Raw genomic sequence first — 16,733 nt, 5'->3', positions numbered from 1 at the left:
TAGATCTTACTTTGTTGGAATTCCAACGTCGATATCATCAAAGTGGAAGTCTAGAAAACTCTGCCTTTAATTTTTGCAAATCTCCCAAAAGATCCGTGGGAGTAGGACGGATATTCTTTGCTAATTGAAGAGCATTCTCTATCAAATCCAAGATCAACTTTTTCTCGGTTACTGCCCTAATCTTAGGCATATGACTCCAATCTTTTTTGAATAAGGAAGCTTTTTCGTCAACAATGGCGACTATCTTGTTTAATGTTTGGATCTCTTCGTTCATGATATCTCAAAAATTAGGGATTTCTAAAGAAATGTTTTCGTTTTTTCGTAGAATTTCCGCATGAAAGGACCTTTTTTTTACCCCTTGGAAGGCGCCGGTAATATTATTCCACATGGACTTTTCGTGAGTTCTGCATTCCGGAGGAAGAGCGGAGAAACGTTCGGAAGAAATTTCGTACCGGAAAAAATTCGTACTACCAGGTTCCAAAGTTTTAGATGCTAAGGTCCAAGAATCTTCCAAACAATTCAGATCTCCGCTTTTTATAAAAACCCGGATCCTGGTTCCCTCGTTCGGAAAAGATAGACGTTCCGTTCCTTTGTTCTTCAAAAAAAGGAAGAAGATCGGAAATTCCTTGGAATTTTCCTTACTGGAGGAAAGACGATAACTCACAAAACCGGAAGAAATTTCCTTGGACTCGGTTTGTCCGCTAAAAGCCAAAGGATTTAAAAGTTTGGCTACTACGGAGAAAATAAACAGTAATAGTATAACGTCAAAAAAAAGGATTAACTTGGAACGGTTTTTGGATTTGCCTGCATCCCTACTTTTGCGCAGGAAATCCTGGAATTCTTCCGGAGAGCGGGAATGGTAACCTTTACTCATATTAGATATTCCTAGGTCCTTTTTCCATACAATACTTTCTAATAGAAAAGATTGCAAGCATTCCTGATCCGTTTTTGGAAAGAGTGGACCTGTAAATGGATTGATCGAATTTTTTGCTCCGATAGAGATACGTATTTCAGTGTACTTTTCCAAACTTTCATATTTACGTAAGAAGGAAGTCTTACTTATACTTCTTCTCTTTTCTATCTCCGCTCCCGCGCAGACCGGCCAGGGTTCAAACACGGAAAAAAAGGTCAAAAAGGTCCTTTCCATAGTGGCAGAGCATCACTATTTGGCAAGATCCAGGATCCAACCCAGTTTATCAGAGGAAGTCAAACGTTCCTTTTGGATGAGTCTGGATCCGCAGGGATTTTATTTTCTCAAAGAAGATCTGGATCTATTGGGAAGAAGGTCCTTTCGATTGGAGTCGGAAGAAGTAGGCCAAATTTCCTCCTTCTTCTCAAATTCATTAAATCTCTTTAAAGAGCGTCTTAAGGCCACTGAGGATTACCTAAATGAATTAGAAAAATCGAATTCCCCTTTCGTTACGAAAGGAGAATTCGAATTTTATCCCCAAAGAAAAACGGTATTTCCTAAAAATAAGGAGGATTGGAAGGATAGATGGGTAAGTTATCTTAGATACAAGGTTTTATCTTCTAAATTTTACTCGGAACCTTTTTCCAAAAAGGAGGACTTTCAAAACGGTTTGCTTGCCTCGGAAAAAATACTTAGAAAGGAAGTCATTCAAAGGGAGAAAGAAAGGATCAAAAATATTCTGGAGCATCCTGACGGTTTTGAGCCTTATTTGGAATCTATATTCTTAAATTCTATATTAGAAAAATTTGATCCTCATAGCACTTTTTTTTCGGCATCCGAAAAACAAAGGTTTGAATCTTCTCTTTCTTCAAAAGGATATTCTTTTGGGATCGTTTTTAATCGTAGCTTTTTTGGCGACACAAAGATAGAAAGATTAATCCCGGGAAGTCCAGCTTGGAGGTCCGAAAAAATGAACCGGGGGGATAGGATCTTAGAAGTTCGATTTCCTGATGATAAGAATAGAACGGTTGTTACCTCCGATTTTTCTCCTGGAGAAATGGAATCCATACTTTCCGGGATTAAGACTAAAAAGGCAGTATTTAAAGTCAGAAAGAGTGACGGACAAGTCTTAAATGTTCACCTGATCCAAGAAAAAATGGGTCTGGAAGAAAATTCCATTTCCAGTTACATTTTGAACGGTAAACACAAAATAGGTTATTTGTATTTACCGGCATTTTATACGGAATGGGAAACGGAGGGGGGAGGTTGTGCTCAGGATATTGCAAAAGAGATCCTTAAATTAAAAAGAGATAATATTAAAGGGCTGATCCTGGATCTGAGAAATAATGGAGGAGGTTCTTTGGAAGAAGCGATAGATCTTGCTGGGATTTTCGTAGACCAAGGGCCTTTATTCGTGCAAAAATCATCAAATGGAGAATTGATCATAATAAAGGATACGAATCGGGGGACTATATATGACGGGCCTATGCTCGTTTTGCTGAACGGGCAAAGCGCTTCCGCTTCCGAATTTTTAGCTTCTGCATTACAAAATTACAATCGGGCTTTGGTGATCGGAAGTCCGAGTTATGGAAAGGCAACTTCTCAAATCCTTCTCCCTCTAGAAGAGAATAGGAAAGGAAATTCTGATTTTCTAAAATTGACCACTCATTTGTATTTTGGTGTCCAGGGAATGAGCCACCAGCAAAAGGGAGTCATTCCCGATATTCCTTTGCCTGATCTTTCCGATCTGTCCGGAAGGGAAAAGGACGTGCCGGAAGCGATCCGAACGGAACAGATCTATAAAGAAATAACTTATAAAAAATTCCCCGATCTGGGCCTTTCGGATATCAAAGACGATAGTGAGGATCGAGTCGACGACGATCCGAATTTTTCCAAGATAGGTTCACTTTCTTCTAAACTTCGAAAAAAAATAAAATCTATGGATCTCATCTCTTTGGATAGTGGGGATTTTTTTGAAGAATTTTCGGAATTAGCAAAATTTTACGAGGAGTATCAGGCCGCAACCAGGAGGAAATCGAATAGTTTTACCGTAGATACTCATTCTTTCGATCAAAGTCTGGAAAAGATGGATTCTTATACGAAAGAGATCAATTCGGAAAGAAAAACAAGATTGGAAGAGGATCTATACATAGACGAAGCATATAAAATTATGCAGGACTATATGCAAACATACGTAAGGAAAGGTCAAAAATGAAACAATCACTTAAAAAAACATTCATTCTATTCATAATCTTCGGTTTTATTCTCACTGGAAAAATTTTCGCTAAAGACTCCGCGTCCGCTTTAAAACATATGAACGAACTCACCGGTCCGAGTGAGCAGATCGGAAAAGAAACCTTAGCTTATGTGCAGGCAATCGCTCATAGTAAAAATCCCTCTTTGGTAGAAAACAAAAGACGAGCGATCATCGTTTCCGTCGAAAAAGCGATCTTAAATGCGAATCAAGCCGTTCCATACGATGGAAATTCCGACTATAAAAATTCTGTACTAAAATATCTGAATACCATGTACACTATTCTAAGAGAGGATTACGGAAAACTAGTCAACTTACAGGAAGTTGCAGAGGAATCTTACGACGCGATGGAGGCCTATATGTTGGCCAAAAAAAAGGCCAACGAAAAACTGAAAGAGATAGGCGATGAGCTGAAAGAAAAAGAAAAAGAATTCGCCTCTAATAATAATATTAAACTCATAGAACAACAGGACCCTACTAGCATTAAATTGAAAAAGGCGTCGGAAGTTTTGAATTACCAAGGAGTAGTCTACTTGGTCGATTTCAAAAGTTACAAACAGGAAATGTATCTATTGGATGCTCTTAATAAGAACGATCTAAACGGTATAGAGCAGAACCGTTCAACTCTCGAGAAATATGCAGAAGAAGGTCTTTCCGAATTGGAAAAAATTCCTGCGTATGAGGGAGATTCCAGCTTACTTGTCGCTTGCAAAAATGCCTTAATTTTTTATAAAACGGAGGCGTCCGAACAATTTCCTGTTTTAACCGAGTTTTTACTAAAAAAAGAACAATTCGAAAAATACAAAAAAGCGTTCGATTTGAAAAGTGCCAAGGATAAAACCCAAGAAGATGTGGATCAATATAATAAACTTGTAGCCGAGACCAATCAATTGGCGGATAAGTTCAATAAGACCAACCAGACATTAAACAAGCAAAGGTCCACTTTGATTGCGCAATGGAATAAGGCGAATTCTACCTTTTTATCCAGGTATGTTCCTAAATGATTCTGTTGCATTGTTCTTAAAAATCGTGCATACTTGGTGTCGGGAGCAATGACATGGAAATCGTAAAAGGAAAGGAAGCTACCATTCTTTTCGACGGAAAGAAGTGTATTCATTCCAGAAGTTGTGTATTGAGTAGACCGGATGTATTCGTTCCGAATGTGGAAGGAGAATGGATCTATCCTGACAAAGCAAGTGTAGAAGAGATTAAATCTTTAGCTTTGAATTGTCCATCCGGCGCGATCCGTTTCGAATCGAATGATCCTTCTTTTAAAGAAGCTGCTCCGTTCGTAAATGTTTTGAGAGTGAGAGAAAATGGCCCTCTTGCGATCCATGCGGACATCGAGTTAGAAGGTGTGGAGAAACAATTTAGACTCGCACTTTGTAGATGTGGAGCTTCTACCCATAAACCTTTTTGCGATGCGACTCATGTGAGTATCGGATTTACGGCAACTGGAGAACCGCCTGTCCAAGAATCTCAATCTCTACCGATTCGTAATGGAATTCTAAAAATAGAACCCACTAAAAACGGTCCTTTGAAGGCGAGCGGGAATTTAGAAATTTGTTCCGGGACCGGAAAAGTAACAAATAGAACCACCGAAACGTACCTTTGTCGTTGTGGTGGTTCTTCCAATAAACCGTATTGCGATGGAACTCATCGCAAGATCAAATTTAAGTCCGAGTGACTTATTCAGCGAATCTATCGTTTAAGGTAGCGCATAAATGAGTCGCTTCCGCATCCGTACCATATTCACAATAGCTAAGATACATAAAAGGATTCAGACTTAAGCTTGTATCAAAAACGTTTGGATCTTGGTAAGCGGCACTAACGGTGAACAAGTTTCCTGTTTCGGAATTTCTTCTGACTGCCGCGAATGCTCCTGCATATTTTTGTTGGATCAAAGCATGGACCGCTTGGACGCATGGATTTTCCACTCCGCCTCCTACGAGCGGACTAAAAGCATTGCCGATCGCTAATAGATGAGCGGTCAGATCTCCGTTTTGGTACAGGCCCAGATCAGCCACCGTTGAAGCATCCACTTGTGTTTGGCTATACGCCGTCGCTTTTACCGGACCTCCGAAGCCTAACGGTGCATGTAAAACCACCCAAGCATCTCCTACAGACGGATCACCTGCACCCAAACCGTTGGTCAGAAATGTTTGGCTTTCCGTAAGGAAACTTGTGACCGGATAGAATCTAGTGTTTGTCATTCTTGCTGCGAACTCGTCGGGCGAATCCACATCAGGTAGAGCATTCCAATTCTGATCGTCGATGGCTTGTATCCAAGTTGCGAATAACGCGGATGTTCTTTCGCATGCTTCCCCGGTTCCTGATCCTATTGCATCCGTGATCGCCTTGGCTCTTACGTAGTCCGCTCTTTCTTTAGCGGCATATTCCGTATGAGTGTTTCCTTCTAGGTTCGCTTGATTGCAGCCCGCATTCGGAACTCCGGTAAGAGTAACTTCATATCTATTCACCTCGCTCCTATACGTGGCTTGCGCGCAATGATTGCTTAACGCTTGCGCGATCACAATCCCCAGAAAACCGTTGATATCGTTCTTTTTACTTCCCTGGCATGCAAAGAAGAAAAGAAGAAGAGCTAGTGATATTCTTTTCATCGAGCCCATAATTTTCTCCTGGCTTTTTGTCGATTCGCCTCGAATCTTATAGCGTTCGTTATAAAGAGGAAATCTTTATTCAAGTTTCATATAACTATTGTTATGTGGTATATTTCTTTCATCTGCGGTCACAATACGAGTAATGAAATGTGGCAGTTCTTTTCTTAGTATAAGTGGGCTTAGAGGATTATTCTGAGTGATACAATTGAGTTAAAATCTACTACGAAAAATGTCCTTTGTTTCGGGAAAACTTCTCCATTTTACTTTTATTGAGTATGTCCCCTTTTTCCGGACTTTCTCTTACTATTTAAGGTCGGCTTTTGAAATTTTTGGGAAACTTGTGGAAGATTGAATTTCTAAAAGAAATCGGGAGATTTATCTTAATATCTGGGATTTCGTTGGATTTTTCATATTTACGAATCTTATCGATGGATCTAAAAAGAGGGAGAATGTCCGTAAAAAAATTCCTAGAGAAAAACAACATAGTTAAAAGAAAATTTCTTCTGGGTGTCTTACTTTTTCTGGTCCAAACTCCATTGTTTTCGGAAAACAAAGTTACGGTCGAAGTGTTCTTTCTCTCCGAAAAGGACAAATCTCCGATTTCGAACCTTAGGTTCTTATTGAAGGAGACCGATAGGTCCTATAGTACGGACCCTTTCGGAAAAGCGATTATTGGGGTCCAATCGTTCGGATCTTACGAATTGAGAATCGTTTCTTCGGACAGGATCATAAGTAAGGAGATCATCGTAACTTCCGATCGGCAAAAAATCGTACTTACGATCAAGCCGGAGACTCCTTCCGGTATCCATATTGTTGCTAAAAAAGAATCCGAGTCCTTATCCAGATATTCACTACAGCAAGAAGAGATTATACGACTTCCAGGAGCACAAAACGATTCGTTAAAAGCGTTACAAACTTTACCCGGGATCTCTGCAGTACCTCCGGTCGGTTTGACTTCCTCCAGTTTTTCCAATCTAACCAATTTAGGTAATCTTGCAGGTTCCAGTCCATATTCCAATAGCGATAGAGGTTTCCTGGTAATTCGGGGAGGGGGAACTCTGCAGAACGGATATTATTTGGATGGGTTCCCGATGTCTTATCCGTACCACTTAGGGGACCAATCGTCCGTATTAAACAATAATATCATAAGATCGATCAACGTATATTCGGGGGCCTTTCCTGTCCAATACGGATTCGCGACGGGAGGGATCATCGATATAAGGACTCCGGATGAAGTTAAAAAAAATCATTCTATTATAAACGTGAATACATTTTTGTCGGACGTTTATCATCAGCATAAACTTTCCGAAAACGCATTTGCGATAGTTTCCGCAAGAAAGTCTTATCCGAATTATACTCTCATGCAGTTTTATCCGGACGGGATCCCTCAAGACGCAAAGTATGCTGATTACGAGGACTTTCAGACTAAATTTAATTGGAAACCCGGTGAAAATCATACGATCACAGCAATGTTCTTCGGAGCAAAGGACCTGCAGAAATATTCGAAAACGATGGAAAACGAGTTCGATCTGGGTAACGCCCTAAGCCGTCCGCCGGTAGGGATCGATAGAAGTTTCGGAACGAGCGGACTTAGATACGTTTTTAACAATGGTTCCGGGATCGAGAGTTCTTTCTCTATTTCAAATAATTCTTTTAAAGAAAATTATGAAATGAAATACGATAATCCCCTGAGCGGTGAGAGGATATTCGGTTTTGGGAACGTTACGAGGCAAAATCTTACTTTTGCGGAAAACAACAACAAGATCCGGATCCTGGAAAATTATCTATATTTTCGTTTTGGTGCCCAGTATCGTGAAACAAATATCAAGCTTAACGGACAGGATATCGAAACGAATAATTCTCAATTCCTGGAAATTTTCAACGACTTGCTCGATTCCAACCGTCAATTCAGGGCCTTATTCGAGGGTGACCGTATCCATACCAAGGAGATTGCGCAATTTGCGGAATTAGAATTTAGGCTGGGAGGTTTTCGTTTTTTACCGGGTTATCGCAACGACTACTATGATAAATCCGGTGAAAAAAAAGATTCCATCAGAGCTAGGATCGAATACGAATTTGTTAAAACCGGAACGAAACTTCTTGCAGGATCGGGAGAACATTATAACGCACCGGTTAGAATAGAACAATATTCCTCCAAATCGGGAAATCCTAACTTAAAAATGGAATATTCTGTCCATTCTTCCGTAGGCATCGAGCAAAGTTTCGGGACCGATTATCTGATAAAGATAGAAGGTTTCCATAATACTTATTCCAACTTGGTGACTCCCGATTCCAATATCCAAAATCCCTATACACCCAATAATCAGATCCGAGATATCGTGAACGATCCGACTTACGTGATGGAAAATCCTTATATAGTAACTAACTTGAATTATTCGAATCTAAGAGACGGATATTCCAGAGGTATTGAGATATTCCTTAAAAAGAATCATAACGGTATAAAAAGGATATTCGGTTGGCTTTCCTATACGAATTCGATCTCGAAACGGAATAATCATCAGGCCAGATTAACGGACGACGAGCAAAGGCAAAGAACGATCGACAATAGTATGAGGACCCTTATTTACCAGACGAATTATGAAGGGAACTATATCAATTTTTATGACGATGGAAATTACGAAATTTTATACGATAATGATAAGGAGGAATATTACGATTACGACCGTACTCATATGTTAAGTTTCGTGGGAGGTTGGAAGTTTTTGGATGATTGGCAGATCGGCGGAAAATACATGTACCTTACCAACGTACCTATCACTCCCATCGTAGGTTCCGAAAACGCTTCCGCGGGAAGTTCCACAGGGATTAATCTGTATCTGCCTACGTATTCCAAGGATTATAATTCCGCAAGATGGCCCGACTTTCACCAATTGGATATACGTTTGGACCGCTTTTATAATTATCAATGGGGTTATATGAACGTTTATATCGAATTCATAAACTTCTTCGGAAACAGAAATCAGATCAGTCAGAACTTCAATAATTTATATCCTTATTCCACATACTCCCTACAAAATCCGTTAACTGGAAATATGGTTCAGCCGACAAACCCGGAACCGATCTATAACTCCAATTATATCAATTCCAAAACGGGAAGCGGGAACGTTTATTATCTTCCTTTGATCAGTGTGGGAATGCAGGCCAAGTTTTAATCGATCAACGTTCGGATTTTCTTACGTATCCTACCTGCAGTAGGATACCCTTTGCACAATTCTGCGCAGTAAAGTAGTAAGCTTTGAGATAACCTGACCGATTCTATTATATCTTCGCCTCTGGATAAGAAGAATGTTAGAATTCCAACAAGAAGATCTCCTGTTCCCATAACTGCCAGTTTGGGTTCTTGGAATTCCCAGAAGTAAGAGTCTCCTTCGGGAGTGAAAAGAATAGAAACCGATCCTTTCAAAAGTAGGTAGGTTCTTTTTTCCTTTGCCCAAACTTTTGCATCTTCCAATGCCGAATATTGGCTTTGGTATTTTTTTCCAATGATATAAGACCATTCACCTAAGTGAGGAGTGAGTATTGTGCTAGGACCTAAATATTTTTCATCCAAATACTTGAATGCGCCCGCATCAAACACCAGGGTTGTTTCTTTCGAAAAAGAGAATGAAGGAAGATCGGCGGGGGCAAGCCCTGGCCCGACACATACTACACTTGCTTTTTGGACAAACGGATAATCCGAAGATTTTTTAGAAGTTTCCAATTGGGAGACCATAAAGGAGGGATCTTTTTTCAGGACTTTTGTAAGAGTATTCGCGGACGGAGTGAGTATTTGGGAAATCCCGCCTCCCAATTCCTGGAATGCAAGCGCAGAGGATAGGATTGCTCCGGACATTCCTTCGGATCCGCCTACGAATACTGCCGAGCCGTTTTTATATTTATGGGAATCTTTTTCTCTGGAAAGTTTAGATACTAACTCTTCTCTCTTCGCTCTTGGTAAAAGATATTTGGAAGTAAGGGATTTTTGTCGCAAGAACCCGATGGGATGAAACGATTTTTTTTCTTTCGATAAAGGATAGAATACGTTTTTGAGTTTAGGTGATCCGATTTCCGCTAAAATATCCGCGGCAAATGGGATTTTTTCATCCGGAGAATAGCCGGAAACCGCATCTACGCTTACGATTAATAAAGAATCTTTTAATCTTTCTTTGGCAGAGTGGATCTCGATAATTGTGGTAGAAATTTCTCCGGATAATGGGCCCTTAAATCCGGTTCCTAAAAGGGAGTCCACTAATACTTCTCCGGGATTTACGAGATCCGCTTTAAATTTTTTTAAAGGGAAATTTCGGATTTTCAGTTCTTCTGTTAGATTTTTATAATATTTTGTTTCTTCGGAGAAATTGCCCTCTTTTGAATAAATCTCGACTTCGAGGTCTTCTGCCTTTAAGAATTGGGCTAAGGCGTATCCATCTCCTCCGTTATTTCCGGATCCGCAAAATACAATGATCTTCTTTGCGGATCTAAAAACTTTTTCCCAGGTTTGGAAGATGGAAAGTGCGGCAAATCCCATGAGTGAAGTCCCCGAAATGTTTCTATCTCGGATGGTTTGCTCATCTAGGATTTTTGCTTCTTCTTCGTTAAATAATACCTGGAAATTAGGAGATCCGTTCATTTTATTTCCATTTATGGATCTCTAAATAACCGGATCTGATCTTCATGGAATAGATTTCATCGTTCGTATCCATCCAAGTTTCTCTCCAAAGTCCGCGAGGAGGAGGATAGTTTAGGCGGATATTATTCACATGGTTCCCGTCCTCGTCATGTACTTGGAGCCGGATGGAATTTCCTTCTTCCACTTCCGTTTCCCAGATAAAAAAATTATCGTTGTTTAGGACCCAGTATAACGTTTCGGACGGATCTTGGATCTCTTTTATCGGAGTGATCCTCTTGTCTTTAAGTTCGTATTTTAGGATCTTTCGATTTTTGAATCTTCCGGATTTGGTTTCGTAAAAACTAAAGGAACCGAGTATATATTCTCCATCAGGATGCGAAAAGAATGAATCCACATACCAAGTGTAAGCCTCTCCTTGATTTAGAGAATCTTTGAAATCGATACCTTCTACCTTTTGTTTTAATTTTCCTAACTCGTCAAAAACGCTAAGCCTCATCGCTCCGTTGTGTCTATGAAATACGAATAATAGATCGTTATTTCCGGCTTCCATTCTTTCCACATATCCGAAAGGAATAGAACCTCCCGTACCGTCCGCATAGATCGTTTGAGAAAGTTTTCCGGAATCGTTTATTTTTAATATCACGGAAGGAATGGCTTCTTCCGCGTCCGTGCGGAATTCTCCGGATTTTTTAGCGTAAATATTCTCAGCTACTTTGTCCGACTTTGCATCTTCTTTGGAAACTCTGGACTGAACATAGATATCATCGTTGTCGGAAACGGTAACTAAACCGATCCTTCCTAATTTGACATTGAAATTTTTGACCTTGTCCTGTTTTTCTTTGGAATTACCGATCACAAACTTGAGATCACCGTCGGAGTTGAATGCTTTGATCAAAGATTGTTCGAAGTCCGGAACGTAAATTACTCCGGAAGCGACAGCTACTTGGTTCGGAACGTTCGTCGGAACCCGATTGACTATACTCACTTGTAATTCTTTTAGATCTTTCCCTAATTTAACTCTTCCATATAGATATGGATTGTAATCATCCACTCGGAATTTGGAACAAGCCCCTATCACTAAGATAGAACATAAGAAAAAGGAAAGGTATTTGCGGACAGATGAGGTCCCGATCTTGGAAGTGGAGGAATTTTGCATGGTTCTTATAAAAACCCGAGCCTTTTTTCGGTTTGCCCGGGACATTTCGTTACCATCCTTCTTTTTAGTATAAGAAAACAAGCAATTTCGCTCGTAACAAGAGGATGGCTCGGAAGTGAGGTTATTTTTTACTTTACACTAGGGTAAGGTAAAAATATTTTGAATTGGTATCGGGAACCACCCATTGAATTTGTATGGGAAGCCTGAAAAATTCGGATGATCCGAACTTTTGTAGGTTGTATTTTCCTCTTTTTTGAGGCAAAACGAAGCGGTTCAGAGACTCTCTGTAAGGCCGGCGTGACAGTCAGTAAAGAAGTTATCGAAACGATCTTAGATCGAATCCTTCTCGCTCCCGTCAAGCTGTATGCACTCATGGTTAGCCAAAGGCCAAACCATACGCTGATCGAGGTAGAGCTGGATCACCTCGAGCACCCGTACGGTTCCGTCAGCCTTCTGGAATGTGAGCAAGTTTCCAGAAAACTGAATGAAGAGTTGGAACGGATCTCACCGGATCTGAACTATACTCTCAAGGTTTCTTCCGCCGGTGCGGAAAGAAAACTGGTGATTCCCGAGGATCTGGATAGATTCCGTGGAATACCGGTACGACTCGTCTTTAAAGCGGAAGGGTCGGGCGATAAGGAAGGAATCTTTAAGATTCTGGATAGGAAAGAAGACAGGATTTTTTTAGAGCCGTTTTCCAAAAGGAAGGCCAAAGGTTCTAAAAAAAAGGAAGTCATTCTGGAATTGAAGGATATACTGAAAGGAAATTTGTACGTAAGTATTTGATTATGGCAGTTAAGAAGAAAGAAGCCGAAGTCAATCTGTTGGAAGCAATCCAACAATTTTGTGCCGACAAGTCCCTAGACAGGGAAGCCGTGATGGGAGTCATTCGTGATTCCTTGATTACCGCGTACAAGAAGAAGTCGGGCATCGAAACTTTGGAAGAAGATGAGAATCCGATCAAGGTAGAATTTGCTTCCTCCGGAGATGGGGAAAATGTCGTAATCGTAGTATCCCGTAAAGTTGTGGAATCCTCTCCTAAGAACGGTTTGGAAATTTCTTTGGAAGACGCGCAAGCTGTCTATCCTAACGCAACTGTGGGTGAAGTTCTGGATTTTAAAGAAAAGCCGATGGAGCTTTCCAGGATCATTTCCTCTCAAGCAAAACAAATGGTATTCCAACGCTTGAGAGATATGGAAAAAGAACTTCTATATCAGGAATACAAAGCAAAAGAAGGCGAACTGACTCATGGATATTTCCAACGTTGGAAAAAAGACGCTATGTCCATCGATCTTGGTAAGGTCGAAGGTATCATGCCGAAACGTGAGCAAAACCCCGGAGAAAAATATCATAGCGGGGACCGCCTGAAAGCAATTATACAAAAAGTGGAACTTCGTCCTAGAGAACCGATCCCTGTGATCACTCTTTCAAGAGCCTCTGCGGATTTTGTTCGTAAACTTTTCGAAATGGAAATCCCGGAGATCTACGACGGACTCGTAGAAATCGTAAACGTGGCTCGTCAACCGTCCATTCGTACCAAAGTTGTAGTTTATGCTACCAGAGGAGATATAGATCCTGTGGGTGCCTGCGTTGGTATGAAAGGGGTGCGTATCCAATCCATTGTCAGAGAATTAGGAAACGAAAGAATAGATATCGTTCAATACTCTTCGGACCCGACGGAGTTCATCGCAAACGCGATTTCTCCGGCAAAACCTTACGATGTAAAGGCGGATTCCGTGGGTAGAGAAGCAATGGTAATCGTTCCAGAGGAACAATTATCTCTTGCAATCGGGATCAACGGTTCCAATGTAAAGTTGGCGTCACAATTAACCGGATTTAGGATCGATATCAAAACGATAGCCCAGTACAATGAAGAGTTCTCTTCTCCGGAAGCAAGAGAGAGATTGGATAAACTATTCAGTCCTCCAGCTGCCACTACGGAAGAAGAAGACGACGATGGAGCAACTGCTCTAGAGGATCTACCTGGACTTTCTACCCGCTTGATTGGCCTATTAAGGAGCGCAGGGATCAATAACGTCGAGACGTTGATCGAGATCAGCCAGGATGACTTGGCAAAACTCCCCGGCATAGGACAGACTACCGCCGCTCAGATCTTAAGGATATTGGCGGAATCTGTAGAGTGGGTGGAGGAAAGCTGATCTCCTCAATTTGAGGGTAGGGCTTTAAGACCCGTTTTCAGTACATCCCGTACTTGACCAGGACATTATATGGAAGAAAAGAATAAATCAATCAAGGAAAAGCTCCAGGGTACTGCTTCTACCGACGCAAGTAAGAAGAAGAAGCTGGTTATCAAGAAGAAGCCGGATGAGAAGACACCTTCTGCCTCTGCAAAGAAAGAAGCTCCCATCGAACCGGCTTCGGGTAAACCGGCCGCTGCGGCTTCTTCCGGTCCAAGTGCCCCGAAATCTAATCCTAATCCTCCTAAAAAAGAACCTCTCTTTCCAGAACCAAGCACTCGACAAGAACCTCCGGTTCCAAGATCTGCTCCTCCGGAACATATATTAGGAGAAGGTAGAACTCCTTTCCAAAGAGAAGACAATAATATTATAGTATCTCGTCCGAACCAAAGACCGACTTATTCCAATCAGAACAGAGAGTCTGGAGAATCGAGCGGTAATTATCGAGGCAATCGCCCCGAAGGTGGCGGATACCAAAACCGAGAAGGCGGCGGCGGTGGATATCGCGGCGGCCAGGGTGGTGGTTACCAAGGTGGCCAGAATCGCGAAGGTGGCGGATACCAAAACCGAGAAGGCGGCGGCGGTGGTGGATATCGTGGCGGCCAGGGTGGCGGTTATCAAGGTGGTCAGAATCGCGAAGGCGGTGGTGGTTATCGTGGAGGCCAAGGCGGCCAAGGTAGTGGATACCAAGGTGGTCAAGGCGGCGGCGGTTATCGTGGAGGCCAGGGCGGCCAAGGTAGTGGATACCAAGGTGGTCAAGGCGGCGGCGGTTATCGCGGGGGCCAGGGTGGTCAAGGTAGTGGATACCAAGGTGGCCAAGGCGGCGGCGGTTATCGCGGGGGCCAGGGTGGTCAAGGCGGTGGCGGTTATCGTGGAGGCCAAGGCGGTCAAGGCGGTGGTGGTTATCGCGGGGGCCAGGGTGGTCCAGGCGGTGGTGGTTATCGCGGTGGCCAAGGTGGTCCAGGCGGTGGATTCCGTGGTGGTCCAGGCGGCCAGGGTGGCGGATTTAGAGGTGGTCCTGGTGCAGGAGCCCCACCTCCAGGTTTAGGACCTGTTGAGGGAGGAAGAGGAGTTCCTTCAGGCAAAAAACGCAATGATAAAGATAAAGGCGGAAGACCGGATGGACAGGACGGTTCTGAAAATTCTAAATTCTTCCGACAAACATTCAGAAAACCTAAAGTAAGCGGACCTACCGGCGTATCCGTACCGAAAGAGATAACTCTTTTGGAGAATGTCCAAGTAGGAGAACTGGCTAAGAAAATGAATCTTAAGCCGGGAGATGTTATCGGAAAACTCATGAAAATGGGTATGATGGTGACCATCAATAATATCATCGATGCGGAAACGGCTTCTATTCTCGCAGACGAATACGGTTGTAAGGTAAAAGTAGTTTCTCTATATGAAGAAACCCTAATCGACGAAGAAAAAGACAGCCCGGAAGATTATATCCATAGACCTCCGGTCGTTACCATCATGGGTCACGTTGACCATGGTAAGACCAAACTATTGGATACCATCCGTAAGTCTTCGGTCATCGATACCGAGTCGGGTGGAATTACACAACATATCGGCGCTTACCAGGTAAAAACTTCCAGAGGGGAAATCACCTTCTTGGATACTCCTGGTCACGAAGCGTTTACTTCTATGAGAGCAAGGGGAGCCAAGGTTACGGATATAGTAATCCTGGTAGTTGCTGCGGATGACGGAGTAATGCCCCAAACTTTGGAAGCATTATCTCATGCAAAAGATGCAAAAGTCCCTATCATAGTTGCGATCAATAAAGTGGATCTACCTACTGCAAATCCGGACAAGATCATGCAGGAACTGGCAAACCACGGACTCCAATCGGAAGAATGGGGCGGGGATACGATGTATTGTAAGATCTCCGCGAAGGAAAATATCGGGATCGATAAACTTTTAGAGTCAGTGCTTCTACAAGCGGAAGTTCTGGATCTGAAAGCTAACCCTAAACGTAGAGCTAAAGGTACAATCGTTGAAGCAAAACTGGATCCGGGCCGCGGAGCGGTTGCGACAGTTCTGATCCAAAACGGAACACTGAGAGTGGGAGATCCATTCGTAGCCGGGGTATTCTCCGGTAGGGTTCGCGCGATGTATGACGATTACGGTCATCTGATCAAGGAAGCAGGACCTGCTTTCCCAGTGCAGGTAACCGGACTTGACGGAGTGCCCGATGCGGGAGCACCTTTCGACTCCGTAGAAGACGAGAAAGAAGCGAGAAATATCTCTCAACACCGTATCGAATTTGAAAGGATCGGAAACGCAGGAGCTACAGGTTCCAAAGTCACACTGGAAAACATGAACGAGTTCATCAAACAGGGTGCATTAAAAGAACTGAAAGTTATCATCAAAGCGGACGTTCGCGGTTCCGCGGAAGCGATCAAGGAAGCTCTGGAAAAACTTTCCACTTCGGATGTAAAACTGAACGTAATTCAGTCCGGTGCGGGAGCTATCGTCGATATGGATGTGATGCTTGCATCTGCATCCAATGCGATCATCATAGGATTCCATGTTCGTGCGAATCCGAAAACGATCGCACTCGCCGAAAAAGAAGGCGTTCAGATCAAGTATTACAGCATCATCTACCAAGTTGTGGACGAGATCAAAATGGCGATGGAAGGACTTCTCGAACCGGAAAGGATCGAAGAAGTTATCGGAACCGCAGAGATCAGAGAAGTTTTCAAGGTTTCCAAGATCGGAAATATCGCGGGTTGTATGGTTACTTCCAGAAAGATCACGAAAGCTTCCGGTATCCGTGTGATCAGCGACGGAGTTCAAGTATTCGACGGAAAACTCAAGTCTCTTCGAAGATTCAAAGACGAAGTAAACGAAGTGGTGAACAATTTCGAATGTGGTATCCAGTTGGAGAACTACAACGACTTCAAAGTCGGCGATACGATCGAAGCTTATACTGTCACAGTAGTAAAACGGAAGCTGGAGTAGTGT

12 protein-coding genes are annotated in these 16,733 nt (G+C 42.4%); 7 read left to right on the top strand and 5 right to left on the bottom strand.

Features of this window, described 5'->3' with window-relative positions:
• Positions 1 to 37: 37 nt before the first annotated feature.
• Complete coding sequence (locus tag LEP1GSC192_RS15035) at positions 38 to 274, bottom strand: hypothetical protein (protein ID WP_020770642.1); 237 nt, start codon at positions 272 to 274, stop codon at positions 38 to 40.
• A 6-nt stretch (positions 275 to 280) separates the two neighbouring features.
• Entirely contained in the window at positions 281 to 874 is a 594-nt protein-coding gene (locus LEP1GSC192_RS15030) for a hypothetical protein (protein ID WP_020770749.1), read from the bottom strand.
• 100 nt (positions 875 to 974) lie between these two features.
• Between LEP1GSC192_RS15030 and LEP1GSC192_RS15025 the strand changes: the two genes are divergently transcribed.
• The 3 genes from LEP1GSC192_RS15025 to LEP1GSC192_RS15015 are packed head-to-tail and all read left to right on the top strand — an operon-like array spanning position 975 to position 4,851.
• A complete protein-coding gene (locus LEP1GSC192_RS15025; protein ID WP_020770780.1) occupies positions 975 to 3,125 on the top strand; it encodes a carboxy terminal-processing peptidase in 2,151 nt (716 codons plus the stop codon).
• Positions 3,122 to 4,168 carry a hypothetical protein gene (locus LEP1GSC192_RS15020; protein ID WP_020770847.1) on the top strand — a complete coding sequence of 349 codons (1,047 nt, stop codon included), beginning with the start codon at positions 3,122 to 3,124 and terminating at the stop codon, positions 4,166 to 4,168. The genes LEP1GSC192_RS15025 and LEP1GSC192_RS15020 overlap by 4 nt, the downstream gene beginning before the upstream one ends.
• A gap of 53 nt (positions 4,169 to 4,221) precedes the next feature.
• Entirely contained in the window at positions 4,222 to 4,851 is a 630-nt protein-coding gene (locus tag LEP1GSC192_RS15015) for a CDGSH iron-sulfur domain-containing protein (protein ID WP_020770829.1), read from the top strand.
• Position 4,852: 1 nt separating this feature from the next.
• On the opposite strand, the gene LEP1GSC192_RS15010 is transcribed toward LEP1GSC192_RS15015, so the two are convergent.
• Positions 4,853 to 5,785, bottom strand: a complete 933-nt coding sequence (locus tag LEP1GSC192_RS15010; RefSeq protein WP_157186916.1) for a hypothetical protein — start codon at positions 5,783 to 5,785, stop codon at positions 4,853 to 4,855.
• 449 nt (positions 5,786 to 6,234) lie between these two features.
• Between LEP1GSC192_RS15010 and LEP1GSC192_RS15005 the strand changes: the two genes are divergently transcribed.
• The gene (locus tag LEP1GSC192_RS15005) at positions 6,235 to 8,958 is read left to right on the top strand and encodes a TonB-dependent siderophore receptor (protein WP_232421031.1); all 2,724 of its coding nucleotides are present in this window, start codon (positions 6,235 to 6,237) and stop codon (positions 8,956 to 8,958) included.
• Here the strand turns inward: LEP1GSC192_RS15005 and LEP1GSC192_RS15000 are convergent.
• Both LEP1GSC192_RS15000 and LEP1GSC192_RS14995 read right to left on the bottom strand, forming a co-directional pair.
• Positions 8,955 to 10,415: an NAD(P)H-hydrate epimerase gene (locus LEP1GSC192_RS15000; RefSeq protein ID WP_020770660.1), complete on the bottom strand. Its 1,461-nt coding sequence runs from the start codon at positions 10,413 to 10,415 to the stop codon at positions 8,955 to 8,957. The two genes, LEP1GSC192_RS15005 and LEP1GSC192_RS15000, sit on opposite strands and share 4 nt — an antisense overlap.
• 1 nt (position 10,416) lies before the next feature.
• The gene (locus LEP1GSC192_RS14995; RefSeq protein WP_036090364.1) at positions 10,417 to 11,571 is read right to left on the bottom strand and encodes a lipoprotein; all 1,155 of its coding nucleotides are present in this window, start codon (positions 11,569 to 11,571) and stop codon (positions 10,417 to 10,419) included.
• 360 nt (positions 11,572 to 11,931) lie between these two features.
• Here LEP1GSC192_RS14995 and rimP point away from each other — a divergent pair, with 360 nt between their 5' ends.
• The 3 genes from rimP to infB all read left to right on the top strand — a co-directional run bounded on the left by rimP (position 11,932) and on the right by infB (position 16,730).
• A complete protein-coding gene (gene rimP / locus LEP1GSC192_RS14990; protein WP_232421038.1) occupies positions 11,932 to 12,357 on the top strand; it encodes a ribosome maturation factor RimP in 426 nt (141 codons plus the stop codon).
• Between the two features lie 2 nt (positions 12,358 to 12,359).
• Complete coding sequence (nusA, locus tag LEP1GSC192_RS14985; protein WP_020770631.1) at positions 12,360 to 13,730, top strand: transcription termination factor NusA; 1,371 nt, start codon at positions 12,360 to 12,362, stop codon at positions 13,728 to 13,730.
• A gap of 69 nt (positions 13,731 to 13,799) precedes the next feature.
• On the top strand, positions 13,800 to 16,730 hold the full coding sequence (gene infB / locus LEP1GSC192_RS14980; RefSeq protein ID WP_020770733.1) for a translation initiation factor IF-2: 2,931 nt from the start codon (positions 13,800 to 13,802) through the stop codon (positions 16,728 to 16,730).
• Positions 16,731 to 16,733: the final 3 nt, after the last annotated feature.

It is taken from the genome of Leptospira sp. B5-022, assembly GCF_000347035.1.
Classification (GTDB): Bacteria; Spirochaetota; Leptospiria; order Leptospirales; family Leptospiraceae; genus Leptospira_B; species Leptospira_B cinconiae.
This window is presented reverse-complemented; position numbering and strand designations above follow the sequence as displayed.